The organism is Sandaracinus amylolyticus, assembly GCF_000737325.1.
Classification (GTDB): Bacteria; Myxococcota_A; Polyangia; order Polyangiales; family Sandaracinaceae; genus Sandaracinus; species Sandaracinus amylolyticus.
This window is the reverse complement of record NZ_CP011125.1, coordinates 5,342,353-5,365,264: the sequence shown is the minus strand read 5'-3', so window position 1 is coordinate 5,365,264 and position 22,912 is coordinate 5,342,353. Positions and strand designations below refer to the sequence as shown.

The window sequence follows — 22,912 nt, the reverse complement described above, 5'->3', positions numbered from 1 at the left end:
GCCGAACGTGCACGCGCGAGGTCTCTTTGGCTCAACGCCTCCGTCGCGCGATCACGAGCGCCAGCGCGACCAGCGCCGCCCACGCGCCCGCGCCGGCGCGTCCACCGCCCGCGCGACAGCCACATCCCCCCACGACCATGCTGCCGCCGCCGCTGCTCGTGCCCGCGTCGGCGCGCGGCACGCCGCCGTCCGCGTCGAGACCGGCGTCGGGCGCGACCACGAGGCACACGTCGTTCTCGTCGATCTCGCCGTCGCAGTCGTCGTCGACCTCGTTGCAGATCTCCGCGCGCGCGTCCTCGTCGATCTCGCCGTCGCAGTCGTCGTCGCGCCCGTTGCACGACTCCATCTCGGCGCGGCACGCGTGGCCCGCGGAGAGGATCGTCGCCCAGTAGCGAGGCTCGCTCCAGCTCCCGTCGTCGCGCAGCTCGTCGAGCACGATCGCGTCGCCGAAGCCGTCGCCCCGCGACGGATGGCAGCGCCATCCCGCGATCGCGCGCCCGCACACGTCCTCGAGCCCGTCGCCGTTCACGTCGGCGAGGCGGATCGTCTGGTGGTGCTTGGCCGGGCTCCAGCCGCTCTCGTCGGACCACGCGGGGCCCGCGACGCGCACGAACTCGGTGCGGTTCCACGCGTAGCACTCGATGCCCACGTTCGAGCGCACGCAGAGATCGTCCGCGCCGTCCGCGTCGATGTCGCCGACGCGCAGCGTCGCGTAGTTCGTGAGGTCGTCCCAGCCGCTCTCGTCGGCGAGCGGCGCGACGATGGTCGCGGGCTCGAACGACGTGCCGGTGGAGCGCGCGCAGCGGAGATCGGTGCTGCTCCGCGCGCAGAGATCGGCGCGACCGTCTCCGTCGAAGTCGGCGAGGCGCATCGTGCTCCAGAAGCGCATCGCGCCCCATCCCAGCGCGTCGCTCCACTCGGGGCCGGCGACGCGCGTGGGGAAGCCGTTGCCGTCCGAGAGCCAGCACTCGACCCCCGCGCCGGCGCGCGCGCACACGTCGGCCAGGCGATCGCCGTTCACGTCGCCCATGCGGATGGACCCGTAGTGGCGCGCCGCGCCCCAGCCGCTCGCGTCGGACCAGCGCGGGCCCTCGACGCGCATGTCGAAGCTCGTCCCGTTCGAGAGCCAGCAGCCGAAGCCGGCGTTGTCGCGCGCGCAGAGATCGTCGCGGCGATCGCCGTTCACGTCGGCGAGGCGGATCGTCGTGTAGAAGCGCGGGTTGGCCCAGCCGTTCTCGTCGCTGATCCCGTCGCGCCAGGTGGTGTGGGTGGCGAAGCCGTCGGCGGTGGCGAGCGCGCAGAGGAAGCCCGCGTTGGCGCGCGCACAGACGTCGGCGCGACCGTCGCCGTCGACGTCGCCCATGCGCAACGTCGTGTAGTTCGTCACGTCGGTCCAGCCGCTGGGATCGCTCCACGGGATCGCCGCAGTCGGTGCGTCCCAGCCGCTCCCGTTCGCGCGCCAGCACCGCACGCCGCCGTAGCCGCGCGCGCAGAGATCGGCGCGCCCGTCGGCGTTCACGTCGGTCGTGCGCGGCGGCGCGTACACGCTCGGCTGCGCGTGCAGCAGATCGATCTCGCAGACGTCGGCGTCGTCGGGCGTGCCGTTGCAGTCGTCGTCGCGCGTGTTGCAGACCTCGGCCGAAGGACGCGGCGCGCTGCACGCGCCCCACGCGCCGCCGGAGCACGTCTCGGTGCCCGCGCCGCACTCGGTCGAGCACGCGCGCGAGAGCGACTCGTCGGCGCGCCCGTCGCAGTCGTCGTCGCGCCCGTTGCACGACTCGGCGCTCGGGGTGCAGCCGCAGCTCGTGCCGGGCGCCTCGCGGTACGCGCCGGTCGAGACCCAGATCGTCGCCGCGCTCGCGCAGCGACCGGAGTAGGGATCACGCTGCGCAGCGCTCGCGGTGCGCCGGTAGCCGTAGTGCAGGTGCGGGCCCGAGCTGCTGCCGCTCGACGCGGTCTGACCGAGCACCTGACCGCACGAGACGCTCTGCCCGGTGCTCACACGCAGCGAGTCGAGGCGCATGTGGCAGTAGATCGAGCGCGATCCGTCGCTGTGCTCGATCTGCACGTAGTTGCCGCAGCGACCGCCGCAGGTGTTGCCCACCGCGCCGTAGTTCGCGCAGCCGTTGTGGGTCGCGATCACGCGGCCCGACTGCGACGCGAGCACGGTGGTGCCGAACGGCGTGCCGAAGTCCGAGCCGGTGTGCCCGTCGTAACAGGCGCCGCCGCACGTGTAGTCGGAGCAGCCGGAGCCACCGCCGTTGTTGTCGAAGCCGTAGTTGAGCCGGTAGGACTCGGCGTAAGGCCGGCGATGGCGGACCTGCGCGGACGCTGGGATCGCGAGCGCGAGCACCGCGATCGTGGCGAGCGCGAAGCGCATCACCGCGCTCCTTCGAGCACGCCGTCGCCTTCGCCGATCAGCAGCGTCGCGGGGCCGCGCTCGTCCTCGAAGTGCAGCGTGCCGTCCGCGGTCCAGCGCGGCGCGACGGGCGCGGTGGGGAAGCGCTCGCTCGGCGGGAGCGCGCGCGGCGCGCCGCCGCGGGTGTCCACGCGGTAGAGCAGCGGCGATCCGCGCACGCCCGAAACGAACACGATCTCGGTCGCATCGGGCGAGAGCGCCGGCGACCACGCCGGCGCCATGCCCTGCGTCAGCGCGCGCGCCTGGCCGCTGCGCGCATCGGCGATCGCGAGCTCGAGCTCGGGGAACTCGCCGCGGACGTAGGCGACGCGCGTCCCGGCGATCGAGAGCGGGCCCTCGACCTGCGTGTCGAGCTCGATGGTCGCGCCGTCGCGATGCGCGACGAGCACGTGGTCGGCGCGCAGCACGACGAGCCCACCCGCGACGAAGCGCGCGTCGAGCACCGATGCGCCGTCGAGCGATCCGTCGAGCCCGCTGGTGCCGAGCGTGAGCACGCGATCGGCGTCGGAGTCTTCGGGCACCGGCGCGAGGCGGCCGATCAGCGTCGCGCCGTCCTCGCGCCGATCGAGGAGGACCTCGCCTTCGTCGAGCAGGGGCGCGGCCTCGTGCGCAGCCGGCGCATCGGGGCGGCTGCACGCGGCGAGCGCGAGCACGAGGCACGAGAGGATCGCGGTCCGAACCATGCGTTCCGCGCATAACAAGCGGCGTGCCCATACGCGCGGCGCATGGAGGCCGCGGATCGCTTCCGCGACGCGACGTTCGCGCGCCAGGGTGTCGCGACCGAGCGCGCGAGCCGACCACGAAGTGGACGGTGCGCGCCGGAGGCAGCAGCTCAGCGCGGGACGCCTCCGCGCACCTGGAAGCGCCAGAGCCCGGGCGGTCCGACGTTCGACGTCGTGCAGAGGTCGAGCACGGTGGGCGTGCCCGAGCCGGGCAGCGCGAGGTAGTCGATCGTGTTGCCGGCCTCGAACCCCGCGCTCGCCTCGTCGCCACCGAGCCCTCCGGTGCCGCCGCTCGCGTCGCCGCTCGTCCACTGGCACTGGGCGTATCGGAACTCGACGTCGAAGTCGCCGGGGGCGACGTCGCTGCGGTTCGTGAGCACGACCTGGAAGCTGTTCAGCCGATCGACGTGCGAGTTGTAGTAGCCGACGAGCCGCCACGTCGCGACGAAGCGCGATCCGTCGATGTCCCAGTGCACGTCGTTCGACGCGGGGCGGCCTCCGCCGCGCGTGTCGACGTCGCCCCAGAACGGCGCGATCAGCGCGGTGCGCGGGCTCGGCGCCGTCGCCCGCGGGAACTCCGGCGTGAACGTCGAGAGCGCGCCGCCGAACGAGAGGTTGCCGTTGTTGTTCACGAAGAGCGTCGTGTACGTCGTCCCGTAGAGCGTCAGCCCGCTCGGGAACGCCGCGCTCAGATCGATCGCGGGCGACGAGCCGTCGTCGCCCACCGCGACGACGCCCTCGGGCGCGCCGAGCCCCTCGAGCAGACCCGTGCGCGTCACGACGCACGGTCCCGCCTGGTAGCCGCACGCGTCGTCGCACGTGAGCAGGCGCGCCTCGTCCGCGCCGCAGCCGGTGCTCGAGTACGTCGTGCTGCCCGGGAGGCACTCGCCCTGTCCCGTGCACTCGCTCGAGGGCACCCACTCGCACGTGCTGTTGCAGCGCTGCGTCTGGGTGCCGCAGCGGCCGCACGGCGCGGTCTCGGTCGTGCCGGGCACGCACACGCCGGCCTCGACGCACTCCTCGTACATCCAGCGGTGATCCGTCGTGCAGAAGCGCTCGACCGTCCCGCACATCGTGCCGCACGGGACGTGCTCGATCGTGCCCGGCGTGTCGCAGCGGCCTTCGCACTCGCCGATCGGCTCGAACGTGCATGCGGCGTTGCACACCGCGTCGCGCATCCCGCCGGGCTCGCAGCCTTCGTCGGTGCGCGTCGTCGCGCCCGGCGCGCACTCGCCCTCGCCGGTGCACGCGCTCGGCGGCGTCCACTCGCACGCGTCGCTGCACCGCTCGGTCTGCGTGCCGCAGTTGCCGCAGGGCGTCTCGCGCGCATCGCCGGGCACGCACACGCCTTCGTCGCGGCACTCGCCCTGCGTCCAGGTGCCCGAGACATCGCAGAAGCGATCGGTGGTCCCGCAGCGACCGCACGACGTGGTCTCGATCGTGCCCGGCAGGCACGACGAGGGCTCGACGCCGGTGTCGCTCGGCGGCGCCGACGCGTCGCGCTCGTCGCTGCTCGCATCGTGGGCCGCGGCGCCGGCGTCGTCCTCTGGAGCATGGCTCTCGCCGCAACCGAAGAGCACGAGTGGCGCGGCGAGCACGAGAGCGGCGAGCGCACGGGACGAACGGTCGGACATCGGCACCTCTCCCGTAGAGAGGGCGCCAGATCGCGGTCCGCCGTCAATCCCTCCCCCGGACGCTCAGCGGCGGCGCAGCGCTTCGAGCTTCTCGAGCAGCGCGCCGATCGGGATCACGCCCTTGAACACCAGGAGCGCGGCGGGCGCGTCGTCGGGGAGCACGGCCTCGCTCACGCGGAGGCGCTCGCTGACGCAGAAGAGCACCGGCTCGGACAGGCCCTTCTCGGCGAGCTCCACGCGCTTCCACACCGCGTCGCGGCTCCAGTAGCCCATCACCTCGACGAGCACGCGCGCGCCGCTCGCGCGGTGCGTGCACACGAGGTCGGGCACGCACGCGCCGACGCCCGGAAGATCGAGGATCACGTCCGCGACCTCGGCGCGCCACGCGCCGCCTTTCTCCTCGATGCGCGCGCGCAGCGCCTCGGCCTCGTCGCTCAGGCGCGCGGGGATCTCGTCGCGGCCTCGCTCCTTCGGCGAGCCCAGCGCCGATCCTTCCATCACGAAGCGCAGCGGCAGGCGCTCCTTGCCCCAGCGCACGTCCGCGACGACGCGATGCGTGCCGCTCGATGCGATCGCGGGCAGCGCGAGCGCGAGCGCGAGGCCGTACTTCGTGACCGACTCGAACAGGCTGAACGGCCCGTCGATGTCGAGCCGCCACTTGCCCGGGCCCTCGGCGCGGATCGAGTAGAGCAGCCGCAAGAACTTCAGCTTGCGGAAGAGCGCGCGCATCGCGGCGGGCTCGATGTCCTCGAGGATCGCGACGACCTTCGTCGCGCGCAGCAGCACGGCCTGCGCCTGCGCGAGGTCGTAGCCCTCGACGAGCGCGCGCGGGCCGGGCGCGCGCACTTCGCGCAAGAGGTGCGCGCTGCGGAGATCGCCATAGAGCGCGCGGTCGAGCGTCTCCGGGTCCATGCCGTGCTTCGTCGCGACGTCGGCGAGCACCGAGGAGCGATCGAGCAGCGCGTCGTCGCCGAGCGCACGACGCGCCTCGGTCGCGCGACGGAACACCTCGGCGCGCAGCGCGGGCGCGTCGTCGCCCACCTCGCTGTCGAAGACGAGCGCGTCCTCGACGAGCTTCGTCATCCCGTCGAGCAGCTTGCGATCGCGCGGCTCGACCTCGATCGCCTGCCACGCCTGCTCGAGCTCCTCGCGCGGGCGACCGACGTGCTCCTTCGCGAGCTCGACGACCATCTCCGCGAGCTCCATCGCCTGCTCGCGTCGCGCGCCGAGCCCCACGAGCTTGAGCTCGTCCTTCTGCCTGCGGGCATGGACCAAGTCGGGCGTGAGCATCTCAGCCTCGGAACGAGCGCACGCGACCGCTCTGCGAGTACGCGCTGTGATCGCGACGGCGCTCGCTCGTGTACGCCTCGCCGGTGTCGGCGGTGACGAGCTCGTAGAGCGTCGCGAGCTTGCCTTCTTTCTTGCGCAGCACGCGGCCGAGGCGCTGCACGTGCTCGCGCACCGAGCCCGATCCCGACACGACGATCGCGACGTTCGCGTCCGGCACGTCGACGCCCTCGTTGAGCACCTTGCTCGTCGCGACCGCGGAGTACGTGCCGTCGGACAGTCCGGCGAGGATCGCGCTGCGCTCCTTCACCTTCGTCTGGTGCGTGATCGCGGGGATTAGGAACCGTCGCGACAGCGCGTAGCAGGTCGCGTTGTCCTGCGTGAAGAGGATCGCGCGGTCGTTGCGGTGCAGGTGCAGGAGGCGCTCGACCCAGTCGAGCTTCGCGGGCGCGGTGAGCGCGAGCTCGCGCTGGCGTCGGTACGCCTGCATCGCGCGGTGGCCCTCGGCGCTGCGCGCGGAGAGCATGATGAACTTCCCCCAGCCGTCGGGCTGGCTCATGCGGATGCCGCTCTTCGCGAGGAACGCGCGGTAGACGCTGCGCTCGGCCTCGTACTCGTCGCGCTCCTCGGGCGTGAGGTGCACCGGGATGCGCACCACGTCGTAGTCCGCGAGGAACTCGCCCGAGAGCTCGACGATGTCGCGTCGATAGACGGTCTTGCCGATCAGCTCGTCGAGCAGCGTCTCGCGTCCGTCCGCGCGCTCCGGCGTCGCGGTGAGCCCGAGGCGGAACGGCGCGATCGCGAGCTGCGCCGCGAGCGCGTAGGTCGGGCCCGGCAGGTGGTGGCACTCGTCGAACACCACGAGCCCGAAGCGGTTCCCGATGTGCTCGACGTGCATGTACGCCGAGTCGTAGGTCGTCACCGTGATCGGCTGCACGTCGTGCTCGCCGCCGCCGACGAGGCCGATCTCGCGATCGAACGTCGAGCGCAGCAGGTCGTACCACTGGCGCACGAGGTCGAGCGTCGGCGCGATCACGAGCGTCGATCGCTTCCACAGCTCGATGCCCATCACCGCGACGTGCGTCTTGCCCGCGCCGGTCGGGAGCACGACCACGCCGCGCCCGCGCGCCCGCTTCCACGCCGCGATCGCCTCGCGCTGGTAGGGCCGCGGCTCGCGCTGGATCACGGGGGCCGCGTCGATCTCCTCGTACGCGCGCGCGTCGTCGTCGACCTCGATCTCCGCGGCCTTGAGCGCGAGCACGACGTCGGCGTACGCGATGCCGGGCGCGCGGTGTGATCGCGTCCGCGCGTCCCACACGCACGTCGCCGGCAGCGCGGGTGTGCCCTCGGGCAGCCCGTGCACCTCGATCGTGCCGCTTCGGAACGCGAGTCGGACGCGCACGCGGCGCAATGTACCAGGCGTTCGGAGCACGCGTGCTCGGTCGCGCACCTCGTGGGCGACGGTGCGCGCGAATCCGTGAAACGCCCGAAGAAATGGGCATTCCGCCAGGGCTGCATCGCGAGTGCACACTTGGCGCGGTCGCGCCGTTGTGAGAATTTCGCGCCCCGGAGCAGGAGGACGCGCGGTGACGGCAACGCAGGCGACGGGCGCGAAGGTGGCCCTCGGGATCTCGGCGCTCGTGATCGCGCTCGCGACGGCGTCGGTCTCGCCTGCCTCCGCGCAGGAGGCGCTCGCCGACGCGCAGGCCTGTTACGCGGGCCGCTTCGATCGCTGCGCGTTCGCGGGCGACGCGTACCACGAGGGCACGAGCGTCGCGGTGAGCTTCGAGATGGCCGCGCAGCTCTATCGCTACGGGTGCAACGGCGGCGACATGCGCTCGTGCCGCGCGATGGGGTGGATCCACCAGCAGAGCCCCGGGCACGGCGTGCCCACGAGCCTCTCGGAGTCGCACCGCTTCTACGCGATGGCGTGCACCGGCGGGTATGCGCTCGGCTGCTACGACCTCGGCACGCTGTACTGGACGGGGCAGGGCGTGCCCGTGAGCTGGCCGACGGGCCAGTCGTACTACGAGCGTGCGTGCGGCATGCGCCACGCCGATGCGTGCCGCGAGGTCGCGTACATCTACGGGCGCGCGATGGGCGTCGCGCGCGACTACCAGCGCATGGCCGCGCTGCTGCGTCAGGCGTGCGATCTCGGCAACAGCACGGCATGCCAGGAGATGGTCGATCCCGTGGGCGCGGCGACGCGCGCCGACGCGGAAGAGGGCACCGGGACGAGCGGCAGCGGCGGCGCGCAGGCAGGGCAGGGCGGTGCGCCGGTGATCGTCGTCGGCATGCCCGAGCCGCAGTTCCAGGATCTCGTGCAGCGCTTCCGCCGCGACACGCGCACGTACGCGCAGACGGCGCTCGCGCGGGATCTCGCGAGCGGCGGCGTGACGCTGAGCTGCCAGCAGATCGCGACGCTCATGCAGACGAGCGCGATCGACAGCACGCGGGTGCAGCTCGGCACGACGCTGTGGCCGCGCGCGGTGGACCCGCAGAACTTCTACCTGCTGCCGCAGGCGCTCGAGTACGAAGGCTCGCGCACGCTGCTCCGGCAGCAGACCGGGCACTGACGGAACGACGAAGGGCCGGAGCGCGCGAGCACTCCCGCCCTCCGATCGCATCACCGCGTCCTCAGCCCGGCGTCGTCGGCTCCGGGCAGAGCGCGCACGTCGCGAGGTCGCTCGAGTCGGTGACCGGCGTCGTGTCGCCGACGGTCGGCGTCGCGGTCACGCTCGCGGTGTCCGAGAACTCCGCCAGCTCGGGGTCGGCGTTCGACTCGCTCGGCGTGCAGGTGACCTCCCAGTCGGCGCACGCACCGACGGCGAGCGACGCGATCGTGTCGGTCTGCGAAGGCCCGCTCCCGCAGTCGTCCGTGACCGTGATGCCCGCGAGCGGGACGTCGCCCGTGTTGCAGACCTGACCCGAGCCATCGATCAGCACGACCACCTGACCGCCGATCTCCGCGAGCCGCGGCTCGCACACCTTGCTCACGGTGACCGCGGGGTTGGTGTCCGCCGCTTCGCAGACGTCGCTCGTCTCGTCCTCCGCGACGACCTCACCTCCCGGCACCGCCGCGGCCGTCACGCTCGCCGTGTTCGTGAAGGGGCCGTTCTCCGCGCTCTCGAACGAGCCGTCGATCGTGACCGGGGTCGCGCCGAGCGGATCTTCGAGCGTCGTGGTGGTGCCCGCGAGGTCGTCCGTGATCGTCACGTCGTGCAGCAGGCCGCCGCCGATGTTCGTGACGGTGATGTGGTAGTCGAAGACGAACCCGGTGCCCGCCTCGTTGAGGCGGCCCTGATCGCACGTCTTCGTGATCTCGATGCCGCACGCCTCGAACGCGCCGAGGACCCAGTCCTTGAGCACCGCGTCGACGCTGGTCGACGCGCGCGTCGTCGCCATGAACGACGAGAAGCAGGGCGCGCCGTTCTCCGCGCCCGCGAACACCTCGCTGATGTTGACGCCGCCTTCGACGAACGAGAGCGGCGGGAACGGGCCGTCGGCGGTCTCGCCCTTCTGGACGTACGTCCACGGCGAGGCGGCCTCCACGACGTTCGTGGTGGCGCAGACGGTGTCCTGCGACGGGCTCAGGCAGTCGGCGCTGCCCTCGAAGAACACGTCGAGCGTGCCGTTGATCTCGCCTCCGGTGCCGACCCACACGAGCACGCGCACGTTGGGCACCGTGCCGCCGTTCGAGTAGTCGATCTGCACGAGCAGGTCGCCCACCGTGTGCTCGCCGTCGAACGTGCCGTCGGCGTTCGCGGTCACGCTCTGCTGGAAGAACCAGAAGCCCATGTTCGCGTCGCCCGCGGTGTCGACGCGGTCCATGCCGAAGTAGAGGATCGTGTCGCCCGAGTCCTCGTCGATGTAAGCCGCGGCGTAGGCGTTCGTGATGTCGTCCTTGTCGGGCACCGGACCGCTCGCGCGATGACGCCATCCCGTGATGTCGAGGTCGTCCTTGCTCCCGCCGCCGCGGAAGATCGTCTGACCGCTGCCGTCGGGGAGCACGCCCGTGTGATCGAACGCGTCGCCCCCGTCGCCGCCGGGCAGCGGGAGGTTGACGTCGTCCCAGTCGTCGCCGTCCTCCGCGCCGCCGACGGCGTTGCGATCGAGCTCGAAGAGCCCCTCGTCGTGCACCGACTCGACGGCGACACCGACCGGTGCCGGCTCGGCCGCGCTGCACGCGGCGAGCGCGAGCATGCACCCCGCGAGCGCCATCGAGCGCGCCCGCCTCCCCCTTCGCTTGTCCATCTGTAGCCCTCCACTCGTTTCGAGCTCCCCGTCGAAGGAAGAAGTGATCGTCCGACTCGCCGCGTGGCCCTGCGCTACGTCGCGCGAGTGCGCACACGACCTCATCGACGCTCCTCGATGCCCCACAACGTCGCGCGGTGAAGGCTCGCGGAGCGGCGAATCCGACCGTGTGCTCGCCGTGAGCAGGCCCCTCGCGCCCGGTGGCGCGCGGCGCTACACCCTCCGCCCCGCGATGGCCTACTCGGTCAAGGAGATCTTCTACACGCTGCAGGGCGAGGGCGCGCGCGCCGGTCGTCCCGCCGTGTTCTGCCGCTTCGCGGGCTGCAACCTGTGGACGGGCCGCGAGCAGGATCGCGCGCGCGCCGTCTGCCAGTTCTGCGACACCGACTTCGTGGGCATCGACGGCGTCGGCGGTGGGCGCTTCGCGGATGCCGATGCGCTCGCCGACGCGGTCGCGTCCAAGTGGCCGGGCGGCGGCGCGCCGTACGTCGTGTGCACCGGAGGCGAGCCGCTGCTGCAGCTCGACGCGGCGGCGATCGGCGCGCTGCACGCGCGCGGGTTCGAGATCGCGATCGAGACGAACGGCACGATCGAGGTGCCGCCCGGCATCGACTGGATCTGCGTGAGCCCGAAGGCGGGCTCGGAGCTCGTGGTGCGCGAGGGGCACGAGCTGAAGCTCGTCTTCCCGCAGGAAGGGCTCGACCCGGCGTCGCTCGAGTCGCTGCGCTTCGAGCACTTCTACCTGCAGCCGATGGACGATCGCACGCTGGTCGGACCGGGCGCGCGGAGCACGAGCACGAGCACGAAGCGCGCGATCGAGCACTGCCTCGCGCACCCGCGCTGGAGCCTCAGCCTCCAGACCCACAAGCTGTTGGGGATCCCGTGATGGAGATCTGGAAAGAGTTCTCGTTCGAGGCCGCGCACCGACTGCCGAACGTCCCGCCCGAGCACAAGTGCGCGCGCCTGCACGGCCACTCGTACCGCGTGCGTCTGACCGTGCGCGGCGAGCTCGATCCGCAGCTCGGCTGGGTCGTCGACTTCGACACGATCCGCGAGGCGTTCGAGCCGGTGCGCGCGCAGCTCGATCACTACTACCTGAACGAGATCGAAGGTCTCTCGAACCCGACGAGCGAGCTGCTCGCGCGCTGGATCTGGGCGCGCACCAAGCCGCGCCTGCCGCAGCTCGCGCGCGTCGAGGTGATGGAGACCTGCACGAGCGGCGCGCGCTACGAAGGCGCCTGAGACGGTCGCGCCGGTCAGGGCGGCGCGTTATGGTCCGCGCGCTCTGCGCGCATGACCGCTCGCCCTCATCCTCGCGATCCCAGCCCACGCGTCGCGATCGCGATCGGTGTCCTCGCGCTCGCGGCGGCGGTCGCGAGCGTCATGCCGCAGCTCCACGCGAACACGTGGATCTTCCGTGACGGGCGCTTCTACGTGAACGTCGCGACGACGATCGTCGAGGACCTCACGCTCGATCAGCACGCGTTCGCGTCGTCCTGGTACACCGGCACGCTCGGCTGGAACCGCGATCTCGATCCGGGCTGGAGCAACGTCGCGCTCGGCGCGCGCGGAGAGCACTGGCCGAAGCACCCGTGGATCCACCCGCTGATCGCGAGCCCGGTGTACTTCGCGGTCGGGCTCCCGGGCACGCTCGCGTGGAACCTCCTGATGTTCGCGCTCATCGCGAGCGGCCTCTACCGCTTCGCGCGCGCGTACGCGCCGCCGGCGCCTGCCGCGCTCGCGGTGGCGCTCTTCGTGATGGGCACCGCGATCCTGCAGTCGGCCTACGACTTCAGCGTCGACGTGCTGATGCTCGCGGCGTTCGCGCAGGGGCTCGCCGCGGTGCTCGTGGGGCGCGGCGTCCTCGCGGGCGCGTGCATCGCGCTCTGCGTGATCATCAAGCCCACCGCGCTGATGCTGATGCCCGCGCTCGTGCTGACGATCGCGGAGCGACGCGACGGCACGACGCTGCGGCGCTCGCTCGCGGCCGGCACGATCGCGCTGCTGACGTACGCCGGGATCAACTGGTGGATGTACGGAAAGCCCTGGTGGTCGGGCTACAACCGTACGCTGGTGACGCAGGGCGGCCGGCCGGTCGTCGCCGATCACCTCGACGCGTTCGCGACGCCCTTCGCCGAGGGGTTCGAGCGCATGTGGAGCGGCTACTACGGCCTGGTCCACACGTTCACCGCGATGGTGCTCGCGGTGCCCGGTCTGCTCGTGCTCCTGCGACGTCGCCCGCTGCACGCGATCGGCGCGATCCTCGGTGTGAGCGCGAGCCTCGTCGTGTTCGCGAAGTACGCGTACGAAGGGCATCGCTTCCACTGGCCCGCGCTCGCGCTGCTGGTGCCGTCGATCGCGGTGACGCTCGAGGTCGTCGAGCGCGCCGTGCGCACGATCGCGATGCGGGTGCGCCGGGTGTCGCATGCGCCGCGCACCGCGGGGCTCGTCGCGGCGATCGCGGTCGCGGGCGGTGCGCTGGTCGCGCTTCCGTTCGGTCCGCGCCCCGAGGCGCGCGCGCTCGGGGCGGGCGCGTGGGGCGAAGGCGCGATGGAGGTCGCGCGCGCGATCGGGCTCGAGGGCACGAGCGCGGCGATCGCGGTCGTGCTGGTCCACGTGATCGTCGCGGGGCTGCTCGCGGCGCGCGTCACGCGGATGCTCGAGCGCGTGGTGCCCTCGCCGATCGCCGCGTTCGCGGTCGGTGCGTGCGCGCTCGTGCCCGAGGTGCGCGAGGCCTGCCTCGCCGGCGGGCCGGTGCTGATCGTGAGCGCGCTGCTCGCGCTCGGCCTCGAGCGGCTGGGCGCGGATCGACGCGCGATCGGCGGCGTCGCGATCGCGCTCGCGGCGATCGTGTGGGCCGTCGCGCCCGCGAGCGAAGGAGAGGGCGCGTCGGCGGTCACGATGCTCGCGCGCACGTTCGACGAGCCTTCGGCGATCCGTCTGCTCGCGCCGTGGCTCGTGCTCGCGATCCCGGGGATCGCGCTGGCCGCGCGACGCGACGTGCGTGCGGGCCTCGCGCTGCTCGCGCTCGCGCTGTTCGCGGTCCTTCCGCGCGCGGGCGCATGGGCGCCGATCACGACGATCGCGCTCGCGGCCCCCGCCGCGGTGAGCGCCGATGCGTTCGCGACGTGGGCAGCCGATCGAGCGCGCGCGATCGACGCGCGTCGCGCGGGAGCGCTCGTGCTCGCGACGATCGTGGTGCTGCTCGTGACCGGCGGCGTGCGTCGTGGCGTGCAGGCGCGCGAGCCGTTCCGCGTCGCGTCGTCCGAGGGCGTGCGCCGCGCCGTCGTGATGCACGGCGAGGTGCCGTGTGACTTCCTCGCGTGGGAGCACATGAGCTGGGAGTGCTCGCACTTCGACAGCGGGCTCTACGGCATGGTCGGGCTCGCAGTGTCGGATCCGCCGCGCGTCGGTGGCGAGGCGCGCGAGCTCATGGTCGTGCCCACCGGTCGCTCGGGACAGGAGCGGCGCGTCATCTGGAACGACGTGCGCGCCGGGCGCGAGCTCGCGATCCGCTGGGCCGTCCCGGACGGGCTGCGCGGTGACGCGCTCGTCGTGGTGCGTGTCGACGAGCGCGAGGTCGGCCGCTTCGAGGTGCCCGCGCGCGATGACGCGGCGATGCACGAAATCGTGATCCCGACGCCCGATGTGGGCCAGACCGCGCGGCTCGAGATCGCGGTCACGCCGAGCACCGGACGCAGGCACCAGGCGACCGTCGCGCTCGACGCGATCTGGCGCTGACCGACCGTCAACGACGCGGGCTCCAGCGCGGCAGGAGCACGCGGAGGTGCACGCCGCGCTCGCTGGGCACGAGCTCGACGCGTCCGCCGTGCGCCGTCGCGACGTGCGCGATCAGCGCGAGCCCGATGCCGTGTCCCGGCGTGCCCGACGCGCGCGCGGCGCGCGACCGATAGAACGCGTCGAACACGCGCGCGCGATCCTCGTCGGCGATCCCCGGCCCGCGATCTCGCACCTCGATGCGCGCTTCGTCGCCTGCCCGCGAGACCTCGAGATCGACGAGATCGTCCGAGAACTTCAGCGCGTTCGAGAGCGCGTTCGAGACGAGCGCCTCGAGCAGCGCGGCGTCACCGGCGACGATCACGTCGTCCTCGAGCGCGAGCCGCACCCGCGAGGGGGCGCCCGCCCGAGCGACGACTTCGCGCGCGACGTCACCCAGATCGACGGCCTCGGCGTGCGCGCGATCGATCGGCTCCGCGCGCGCGAGGACGAGCAAGCGCTGCACGAGCTCGACGAGGCGCGCCACCTGGGCCCGCGTTCGCTCGAGCGCCTCGCGATCGGATCGCTCGGTGAGCAGCTCGAGCTCGCCCGCGACGTGTGCGAGCGGCGTGCGCAGCTCGTGCGCCGCGTTGGACGCGAAGCTCCGCGCCTGCGTGAGCGCGATCGCGAGCCGCTCCACCAGCTCGGCGATCGCGGCGCGCAGATCCTCGAGCTCCGCGTCGTGCTCCGGCGTCGCGATGCGATCCACGCGCGGTGCGCCGGGATCGATCGCGCGCACCCGATCGCGCAGCGCGCCGAGCGGTGCGAGCGCGACGCGCGCGATGCGCGACGCTGCGACGCCGCCGGCCAGCGCGCCGACGAGCGCGCCGGCGAGCAGCGCGATGACGAGCAGCGACCGATGATCGCGCGCGGCGCCCTCGCTCGCCGCGAGCGTGAGCCGCCGCGCGCCGAGCGCGACGGTGCATGCGCGCAGCGCGCCCGCGTCGTCGCACGAACCGACCGGGAGCACGGCCAGGTCGCGATCTCCGCCCAGCGCCTGTCCTTCGCCGTCGTGCACCACGACGCGCGCGTCCAGCACCGGCAGCTCGTCGAGCTCGTCCGCGAGGATCGCGTCCAGCTCGGCTCGCTCTCCGTCTTCCTCGGCCTCGCGCTCTTCGTCGTCCACCTCGTCGGCGAGCGTCCGCGCGTGGGCGAGCAGCGCGTCGTCGTCGTGCGCGCGCACGAGCTCCTCGGCGGTCCACCCCGCGACGATCGCAGCGACCGCGCCCGCGAGCGCGGCCGCACCGGCGCTCGCGAGCGCGACCCGCGCGCGCAGGCTGCGAGGACCACGCACGTCAGGTCTCTCCCAGCGCGTAGCCCTGGCCGCGCAGCGTGCGGATCACGCCGGCGCCGAGCTTGCGGCGGATGCGCGCGATGAGGACGTCGAGGCTCGCGCTCGCTTCGTCGGTGATCTCGCCCCACACCGCGTCGAGGATCTCACCGCGTGCGATGACGCGCCCGCCACGTCCTGCGAGCAGCTCGACGATCGCCCACTCGCGCGTGGTGAGCGGCACCTCGGCCCCGTCGCGCCGCGCGCGCCGCGCGCCGAGATCGAGCTCGATGCCGCCCGCGCGATGCACCACGCCGCGATCGACCGGACCGCGCCGGCCGAGCGCGCGCACCCGCGCACGGAGCTCGGCGACCGCGAAGGGCTTCGCGACGAAGTCGTCGGCGCCCGCGTCGAGCCCGGCGACGCGCTGCGGGACCTCGCCGTGTGCGGTGAGCAGCAGGATCGGCACGCGCTCGCCCTCGTCGCGCAGCGCACGGCACAGCGCGACGCCGGTGCCGTCGGGGAGCTCGACGTCGAGCACGATCACGTCGGCGCCTCCCGCCGACAGCGCGCTGCGCGCGTCCGCGCACGACCGCGCGCCCTGCACGCGATGACCGTCGCGCTCGAGCGCACGCACCACGAGATCGAGGAGCTCGGGATCGTCGTCGACGACGAGGACGCGCATCGCTCCGTCCTACCGCTCTCCGCGCCTCGTTTCGAGCGGGTCGTTCAGCTGCCGTTCGGATCCGCGCGCGCGTTCAGACGGCGTTCGGACGTGCGGCGCATCGTGGCGCCAGGAGGTCGCGATGAATCGGATGAAGAAGATCGCGGTGGTGCTCTCGATGATGGTCGCATTCGCGCTGGGCGGCGGCGCCGCGGCGGCGCAGTCGTCGCCGCGACTCGCGATGGAGGGCGCGCGCCGCATCGCGGTCGAGCACGTGCCGGGCGCGCAGGTCGAGTCGATCGAGCAGGACGAGGAGGCCGGTCGCGTCGTCTACGAGGTCGAGCTGCGCGACGCGCAGGGGCGCGAGCACGAGCTCGTGATCGACGCGAACGACGGACGCGTGATCCGCAGCGAGGTGGACGACGAGCAGGACGACGACTGATCGTCTGCTACGGAATCCGTAGCGCTACGGATTCCGTAGCATCACAGCTCGCGCTCGTAGAACGTGTCGCAGCCGTGGTGCCCGGTCGCGCCTCGGCTGCACCCGATGCGGCGGAACCCGAGCTTCTCGTAGAGGCGCATCGCGCCGTCCATGCCGGTCAGTGTCTCGAGGTACATCCGGCGATAGCCCATCGCGCGCGCGGCCTCGATGCAGCGCTCGAGCACCGCGCGCCCGATCCCGCGGCCGCGCAGCTCGGGCAGGAAGTACATCTTGCGCAGCTCGCAGGTGTCGGCGTCGCCTCCGTCGAGCGGCGCGACGCCGCCGCCGCCGAGGACGCGTCCGTCCGCCTCGACGACGAAGTACACGCAGCGCGGCCGCGCGTACGCGCGCGACATGAACGAGACCTCGGGGTCGTGGATCGCGAACCCCGGACCGTCGGCGCCGAACTCCGGCATGACGCTGCGGATGACGCTCGCCACCTGCGCGTCGTCGCGCGGCTCGATGGTGCGGATCGTCGGTGCGCTCATCGTGCGGTGAGTGATAGCGCGCCCGCCTTTCGCTTGCCGATCCCGCGCGGGCGCACGATCTTTCCGATCTCGATGCCCGCCGAAGTGCGCGCGAGCTGGTCGAAGGTCGCCGTGTCCCGCGCGAAGCGCGGGCTCACGGGCGGCGAGCGCGAGCGAGCGCTGCGCGAGCTGGAGGTGGTGCGCGCGCCGCTGCGCGAGACCGGGATCCTCGGGTGGGTCTCCGCCGAGCTGCACGCGGACGTGTGCCGCGCGATCGTGCGCGGGCTCGGTCCGGATCGCGCGCGCGTGTTCTGGGCGGACCTGACGACCGAGTCGATGCGCGCGCCCTTGATGCGGCCGATCGTGAGCGCCGCGCTCTCGATCGACGGCCGTCGGCCCGAGTCCCTGATCCGTCGCGCGCCGCGCGTCTGGGAGCTCGTGACGCGCGGCGCGGGCGAGCTCACCGCGACGAAGATCGACGACGGGATCCACCTCGACTACGCGCACCTGCCGCGTGCGTTCTGCGAGACCGCGTTCCTGCTGGCGCAGGTCGGCACCTGCGATGCGTGCCTCGCCGCGGTGGGCGCGACCGGCGACGCGAGCATCGAGCTCGATCCGAGCGGCGCGCGCGCGCGGATCACCGTTCGCTGGTGACGCTCAGCAGGAGCACGCTCACCAGAAGCACAGCGTCGCGCCGCGCACGCCGCTGCCGGACTGCGCGCCGTCGACCGTGCCGCCGAGCGCGAGGTACCACTTCGCGTCGGGCGCGCCTTCGTCGTCGGTCGGCGGGTTGATGCGCAGCGTGCCCGTCCCGCAGAGCCCGGCGTCCGCCTCGACGAGATAGACGATCTGATCCGCGATCACGATCGTGCGCTCGTGGCATCCGCTCGCGGGCACGAAGTTGCGCGCGCTCGACGGATCGACGCGCGCGCTCTGGCTCGCGCGCACCGTGAGCGTGGTGTCGACCAGCATCACGTCGGCGTCGTGCGAGCTCGAGCCCGCATCGCCACCGTCGGCGTCGGCCGTCGGCGAGTCGGAGATCTGCAGCACGGTGCCCGTCGGATTGCAGATCTCGAGGGTGATCACGACGCCGTCGCTCGATCCGAGATCGAGCGTCGCGACGTTCTCGCGCGGCGCGCCGAGCGTCACGGCGTCGCACGTGATCTCGGTCGCGCCCGGCTCGATGCGGCATCGCTCGCTGCAGCCGTCCTCGTTGGTGCGCGCCGCGCGCGCATCGTCGGGCTCGCCGCACGGTCGCGCCTCCGCGCCCGCGGCGATGCCGCCGGTGTCGCTGCCGCCGAAGCGCACCGGCTCGCCGCCGAAGAAGGAGACCTCGCACCCCGCGCACAGCGCGAGGGCCACCACGATCACGACACGTCCGCTCATCGTCCCTCGAGCTCGCACTCCCACACGCTCGCGAGCGGCGCGCCGCGTACGTCCACGTGGTGGACGCGCTCGCAGCCCGGCGGCGGAGGATCGCCGTACAGGTGATAGTTCGTGACGACGTACTCCGCGGGCACGCGCGAGCGGAACGGCACCTCGACGAGATCGTCGCGCAGGCGCGGCCGCACGTCCCAGTTCGACGTGTCGATGCGCACCCGCGTGCCCTCGCGCGCGTGCTCGTTGAGCCACGCGACCGCGTGGCCCGCGCCCTCGGCCCACCACGACACGTCGAAGAGCTGGCGCTCCGCGACGCCGCCGGGCCCGCCGACGAGCTCGGAGTAGTAGTCGAGCGGGAAGGGCTCGACCGAGCGCAGCTCGACGAAGCCGTAGAGCGCCATCGCCGCGGCCGGCGCGAGCGCGAGCGCGGGGGTCGCGCGCGACGCGCGCCCGATGCGCGACGCGAGCGCGGCCCCGGCGCGCGAGAGCGCGACGCCGCCGAAGAGCGCGAGCATGGGCCAGCACTGCACGACGTAGCGCGCGAGGTCCTGTCGGAACGACGAGAGCCCCTGGAGGAACGGCGCGAGCAGCGCGATCAGGACGAGCACGCTCGCCGCGCGCCACGCCTTTCGTCGCACGCCGATCACGATCCCGATCGCGCCGGTGATCACGACGAGCAGCGGCGTCGTGACGACGAAGAGCACCGGGTAGTACGAGAAGGGCGGCCCGACGATGCGCTCGCCGAGGAAGTACTCGGTGGGCAGGCGACCGCCCCAGTGCCCGAACGTCTGGCGCAGATGGCCCGCGGGATCGGTGTGGATCCACGGCCAGAGCGCGATGCTGATCCCGAGGCCGATCGCGCCGCCGATCAACGCCGCGATCGGGATCGGCCACGTGCCGCGCGCGATCTCGCGACGTCGCGCCCAGACGAGCGCCCACGTGATCGGGATCGTGATCCACAGGAACGTCAGCCGCGAGAGCAGGCCCGGGAAGAACAGCAGCCCGCCGACGAACGCAGCGAGCGAGTCGCCGTGCACCAGGCGATCGCGGTAGCTCGCGCCGAAGCGCACGCTGCGCAGCCACACCGCGAGCGCGAGCAGCGTCGCGCACCAGAAGAACACGACGATCGTCTCGTGCCCCACGAGCCGCCCGTGCGCGACGACGTGCGGCATCGAGACCATCAGCAGCGCCGCCGCGATGCCCGCGCGACGATCGAAGAGCACGCGGCCGATCGCGTAGACGAGGCCGACCGACACCGCGCTGAGCACGGCGCCCACGTGCCGCGCTCCGTCGACCCCGCCGAGCGCCCCGCCGAGCCCGTAGATCCACTTCGTGATCGGCGGGTGCTCGTGGTTGAAGCGGAACGCTTCCGCGCTCCAGTCGCCGAGCAGCGCGTTGCGCACCTGCTGCTCGCCCGCGTTCCAGTACCAGAGCTCGTCCCAGGCGAGATCGGTGTCGGCGATGCGCGTCGATCGCACCAGCACCGCGAGCAGCGTGACGCCCACGCCCATCGCGACGTCGATCACCGCGAAGCGCCGCAGCGGGCTCTCGCCACGACGCCGCCACGCGCGGATCGCGAGCCACCCGAAGAGCCCGCCGAGCGCGAGGAGCAGCGCGAAGTCGCGCGCACGCTCGGGCGCGCGCCGCGTGAGCGATCCCGACTCGAGCGCGCGCTCCGCGTCGAAGCGGCTCACGAAGAACGCGTCGCGATCGAGCGGGAGCACGCCCGCCATGTACGGGTCGCGACGATCCTGCATGCGCACCCGCAGGTACCCGCCGCCGCCGCGGTTGATCCAGCGCACCTCGACGCGGTGCACGCCGGGATCGATCTCGCGGGTCTCGCCGCGCGTGCTGCGCGCGTGGGCGCCCGGATGATCGACGAACCGACGCTCGTCGAGGAGCACGAAGCCGTCGTCGTCGGACTCGATCTCGAGCTCCAGGCGAGTCGGTCGCGCGACGGCCCACCACGCGCGCCACGACACGCACTGCTCGGGGTGCTCCTGCTCGGGCGCGAAGGGCTCGACGTCGAACGAGCGCACCGCGTTGCGCGCCCACGCGGGATCGTCGAAGTCGCACTGCGAGCCGCCGCTCGAGAGGCGCTCGAAGCCGTTGGCGCGCGTCGGTCGGGTGACCGCATCGAAGATCGACAGCGCACCTGCGATCGACGCCAGCGCGGCCGCGGCGAGGAGCAACGGCGCGAGCCGAGCGAGGAGGGCGAGGGCGGGAGTTCGGCGCATGCGCGGAGCCCCGCGCGAGCAGGGCCGGCCGGGTGTACCACACGGGGTCGCCGATGCGGCTGCTGCGGTCGCGAGTCGCCGGGGACGCGCGTGCCCGCTGCTCGGGCCGGCAGACCCTGGGCGTCGTGTCGGAAGCGGCCACGATGCGCGCGCGCGACGTCGGATCGTGTGGGATCCGCGCTGGGATCGGAGCTTGCTGTGCGCGGCGATCGAGGAGACCGCGCATGCATCGCTTCCTTTCGATCTCGATCGCGCTCGTCGCGATCGCAGGCTGCAACGGCACGATGAGCGGCACGTGCTCGAGCAGCGGCGAGTGTCGCGCCGGCGAGTCGTGCGTCGACGGTGTCTGTCGCGTCCGGGGTGACGGCGCCGTGGGCGACGCGAGTGATCCGCGCGCGCTCGCGTCGGTGCGCGTCGAGCCCGCTACCGCGACGATCACGTCGATCGACGACGCGCCCGCGACGCAGTCGTTCCGGCTGATCGCGACGCGCAACGACGGCACCGAGCACGACGCGACCGCGACGGCGTATTGGTCGACGGGCAGCATGCGGCTCGGCGCGATCGCCAGCACCGGCACCTTCACCGCGAGCGGCGTCGCGGGCGGCGTGGTCACGGTGAACGCGCGCCTCGCGAGCGGCAGCGACGTGCTGAGCGCGAACGCGACCCTCGAGATCGTCGTCGAGCGCAGCGTGTTCGGCGAGGGCGTCGATCCCGCGACCACGCCGGGCCGCTTCGGCGCGCCGGTCGCGGGCGATCCGAGCGCGGCGACGATCGTCTATCCGCTCGAGGGCGCGGTGATGCCCCAGAACGTCGCGCCGCCCGACGTGCAGTGGCAGCCGGTGGGCGCCGCGGGCGACGTGTTCCGGGTGCGCCTGACCAAGCCCCACGCGACGATCATCGCGTACCTCGCGCACGCCGGCGACGCGTTCCGCCATGCGTGGCTCGTCGATCGCGACGCGTGGCGCGCGATCGCGGAGAGCGATGCGGACGACGACGTGCGCATCGAGATCGATCGGCTCGAGAGCGCGACGTCGCGCGTGGTCGCGGGTGCCGCGCCGCGCTCGATGCGCCTCGCGCGCGGCAGCTTGTTCGGCCGCGTGTACTTCTGGGATCTCAGCGCGGGCCGCACCGAGTCCATCGACCCGGTGAGCGCGGCGCGCGCCGTCGTCGTGCCCGCGCCGGCGCCGGCGCCGAGCGGCGGCCGCTGCATCGCGTGCCACACGGTGTCGCGCGACGGGCGCTGGCTGTGGGGCGTGCGCGAGGGCGACAACGCCGGGATGCAGTTCGATCTCACGACGCCGCTCGGCGCAGACCCCGCGCCGACGCGCAACTCGCCGGTTGCGGCTCCGATCACGATGGGCACCTACGATCCGACGGGCACGATGCTGATCGGATCGGCGGGCTGGAGCGGCCCGATGGTGATCGTCGATGCCTCGACGGGCACGTCGGTCGGCGCGGCGGGTCTGCCGGGCGCGGGGACGAGCTTCCCGTCGTGGTCGCCCGGTGAAGGCGATCGCATCGCGTTCATGGGCGAGGTCGCGGTCGCGCCCGACTCGCACCCGATCGACGGCGACGTGTACGTGATGCCGCGCACCTCGACGGCGCCCCTCGCGTTCGGCGCGCCGACGAAGATCCACGAGGGCAGCACGCTCGCCGGCGCGCCCGAGGGAGGCACCGCGGACTCGCACCCGGTGTGGTCGCCCGACGCGCAGGTGCTCGTCTTCCAGCACGGGCCGCGCACGTTCAGCTTCGTGCCCGGCACGCACGACGTGCCCGCGGGCGCGCTCTATCGCATCGCGCCCGACGGCACGAACCTCGTGCGCCTCGACACGCTGAACGGCGGACCGACGGGCGCGAGCTCGTACTTCCCGACGTTCGCGCCGTACGTCACCGACGAGCGTGAGGGCGCGCGCTACTACTGGGTCGCGTTCTACTCGCGTCGCGACTACGGCAACACGATCGCGGGCACGCAGGGGCGCGGTCTGCGCCAGCTCTGGGTCGCGGCGATCGACGCGACCGCGCCCGCCGGCAGCGATCCGTCGTTGGTGCCGTACTGGCTGCCCGGGCAGAGCACGGGCGTGCACAACATCGCGGCGTACTGGGCGCCGGAGCCGTGCCGCGTGACCGGGAGCTCGTGCGCGACGAGCGCGGAGTGCTGCTCCGAGACGTGCGAAGAGGGCCCCGACGGCGCGCCCGTGTGCGTGCCGCCGCCGGAGACGGAGTGCCGTCGCGGCGGGATGACGTGCGGCAGCGACGAAGACTGCTGCGACGGCGCGACGTGCATCGGCAACGTGTGCATCGAGCCGCCGGTCTGAGCCGA

18 protein-coding genes are annotated in these 22,912 nt (G+C 73.0%); 7 read left to right on the top strand and 11 right to left on the bottom strand.

The window, feature by feature from the left end:
* Positions 1-31 precede the first annotated feature (31 nt).
* The 5 genes from DB32_RS49630 to DB32_RS22750 form a co-directional block, all read right to left on the bottom strand.
* A complete protein-coding gene (locus tag DB32_RS49630; RefSeq protein ID WP_053234746.1) occupies positions 32-2,380 on the bottom strand; it encodes a VCBS repeat domain-containing M23 family metallopeptidase in 2,349 nt (782 codons plus the stop codon).
* Entirely contained in the window at positions 2,380-3,102 is a 723-nt protein-coding gene (locus tag DB32_RS46970) for a TolB family protein (protein ID WP_053234745.1), read from the bottom strand. Before DB32_RS46970 ends, DB32_RS49630 begins: the two co-directional genes overlap by 1 nt.
* A 149-nt stretch (positions 3,103-3,251) precedes the next feature.
* Entirely contained in the window at positions 3,252-4,775 is a 1,524-nt protein-coding gene (locus DB32_RS22760) for a nidogen-like domain-containing protein (RefSeq protein ID WP_053234744.1), read from the bottom strand.
* Positions 4,776-4,838: 63 nt separating this feature from the next.
* Positions 4,839-6,065, bottom strand: coding sequence for a DUF790 family protein (locus tag DB32_RS22755; RefSeq protein WP_053234743.1), 1,227 nt, complete (start codon positions 6,063-6,065; stop codon positions 4,839-4,841).
* Between the two features lies 1 nt (position 6,066).
* Positions 6,067-7,464 (bottom strand): DEAD/DEAH box helicase family protein, encoded by a 1,398-nt coding sequence (locus tag DB32_RS22750; protein WP_053234742.1) that lies wholly within the window; start codon positions 7,462-7,464, stop codon positions 6,067-6,069.
* A 184-nt stretch (positions 7,465-7,648) separates the two neighbouring features.
* On the opposite strand from DB32_RS22750, the gene DB32_RS22745 reads away from it, so the two are divergent.
* Entirely contained in the window at positions 7,649-8,638 is a 990-nt protein-coding gene (locus tag DB32_RS22745) for a DUF4476 domain-containing protein (protein ID WP_053234741.1), read from the top strand.
* Between the two features lie 61 nt (positions 8,639-8,699).
* On the opposite strand, the gene DB32_RS22740 is transcribed toward DB32_RS22745, so the two are convergent.
* Entirely contained in the window at positions 8,700-10,316 is a 1,617-nt protein-coding gene (locus tag DB32_RS22740) for a DUF7507 domain-containing protein (protein WP_157069294.1), read from the bottom strand.
* 232 nt (positions 10,317-10,548) lie between these two features.
* Between DB32_RS22740 and queE the strand changes: the two genes are divergently transcribed.
* Genes queE through DB32_RS46965 form a run of 3 tightly spaced genes read left to right on the top strand, consistent with a single transcriptional unit; the run spans position 10,549 to position 14,057 of the window.
* Positions 10,549-11,202, top strand: a complete 654-nt coding sequence (gene queE, locus DB32_RS22735; protein WP_053238917.1) for a 7-carboxy-7-deazaguanine synthase — start codon at positions 10,549-10,551, stop codon at positions 11,200-11,202.
* Entirely contained in the window at positions 11,202-11,558 is a 357-nt protein-coding gene (gene queD, locus DB32_RS22730; protein ID WP_053234739.1) for a 6-carboxytetrahydropterin synthase QueD, read from the top strand. The genes queE and queD overlap by 1 nt, the downstream gene beginning before the upstream one ends.
* 51 nt (positions 11,559-11,609) lie before the next feature.
* The gene (locus DB32_RS46965) at positions 11,610-14,057 is read left to right on the top strand and encodes a hypothetical protein (protein ID WP_053234738.1); all 2,448 of its coding nucleotides are present in this window, start codon (positions 11,610-11,612) and stop codon (positions 14,055-14,057) included.
* Between the two features lie 7 nt (positions 14,058-14,064).
* Here DB32_RS46965 and DB32_RS22720 read toward each other — a convergent pair whose 3' ends face one another.
* Both DB32_RS22720 and DB32_RS22715 read right to left on the bottom strand, forming a co-directional pair.
* Complete coding sequence (locus tag DB32_RS22720) at positions 14,065-15,387, bottom strand: sensor histidine kinase (protein WP_053234737.1); 1,323 nt, start codon at positions 15,385-15,387, stop codon at positions 14,065-14,067.
* Between the two features lies 1 nt (position 15,388).
* Positions 15,389-16,048: a response regulator transcription factor gene (locus DB32_RS22715; RefSeq protein ID WP_053234736.1), complete on the bottom strand. Its 660-nt coding sequence runs from the start codon at positions 16,046-16,048 to the stop codon at positions 15,389-15,391.
* Positions 16,049-16,169: 121 nt separating this feature from the next.
* Here DB32_RS22715 and DB32_RS22710 point away from each other — a divergent pair, with 121 nt between their 5' ends.
* On the top strand, positions 16,170-16,469 hold the full coding sequence (locus tag DB32_RS22710; protein ID WP_083457645.1) for a PepSY domain-containing protein: 300 nt from the start codon (positions 16,170-16,172) through the stop codon (positions 16,467-16,469).
* A 41-nt stretch (positions 16,470-16,510) separates the two neighbouring features.
* Here the strand turns inward: DB32_RS22710 and DB32_RS22705 are convergent, their stop codons facing one another.
* On the bottom strand, positions 16,511-16,996 hold the full coding sequence (locus DB32_RS22705; RefSeq protein WP_053234734.1) for a GNAT family N-acetyltransferase: 486 nt from the start codon (positions 16,994-16,996) through the stop codon (positions 16,511-16,513).
* A gap of 72 nt (positions 16,997-17,068) precedes the next feature.
* Here DB32_RS22705 and DB32_RS22700 point away from each other — a divergent pair, with 72 nt between their 5' ends.
* Entirely contained in the window at positions 17,069-17,629 is a 561-nt protein-coding gene (locus tag DB32_RS22700; protein WP_157069293.1) for a hypothetical protein, read from the top strand.
* An 18-nt stretch (positions 17,630-17,647) separates the two neighbouring features.
* Here the strand turns inward: DB32_RS22700 and DB32_RS22695 are convergent, their stop codons facing one another.
* Positions 17,648-18,361: a hypothetical protein gene (locus DB32_RS22695; RefSeq protein WP_053234732.1), complete on the bottom strand. Its 714-nt coding sequence runs from the start codon at positions 18,359-18,361 to the stop codon at positions 17,648-17,650.
* The gene (locus tag DB32_RS22690; protein ID WP_083457644.1) at positions 18,358-20,592 is read right to left on the bottom strand and encodes an ArnT family glycosyltransferase; all 2,235 of its coding nucleotides are present in this window, start codon (positions 20,590-20,592) and stop codon (positions 18,358-18,360) included. The genes DB32_RS22695 and DB32_RS22690 overlap by 4 nt, the downstream gene beginning before the upstream one ends.
* A 224-nt stretch (positions 20,593-20,816) precedes the next feature.
* On the opposite strand from DB32_RS22690, the gene DB32_RS22685 reads away from it, so the two are divergent.
* A complete protein-coding gene (locus tag DB32_RS22685; protein WP_053234730.1) occupies positions 20,817-22,907 on the top strand; it encodes a dickkopf-related protein in 2,091 nt (696 codons plus the stop codon).
* Positions 22,908-22,912: the final 5 nt, after the last annotated feature.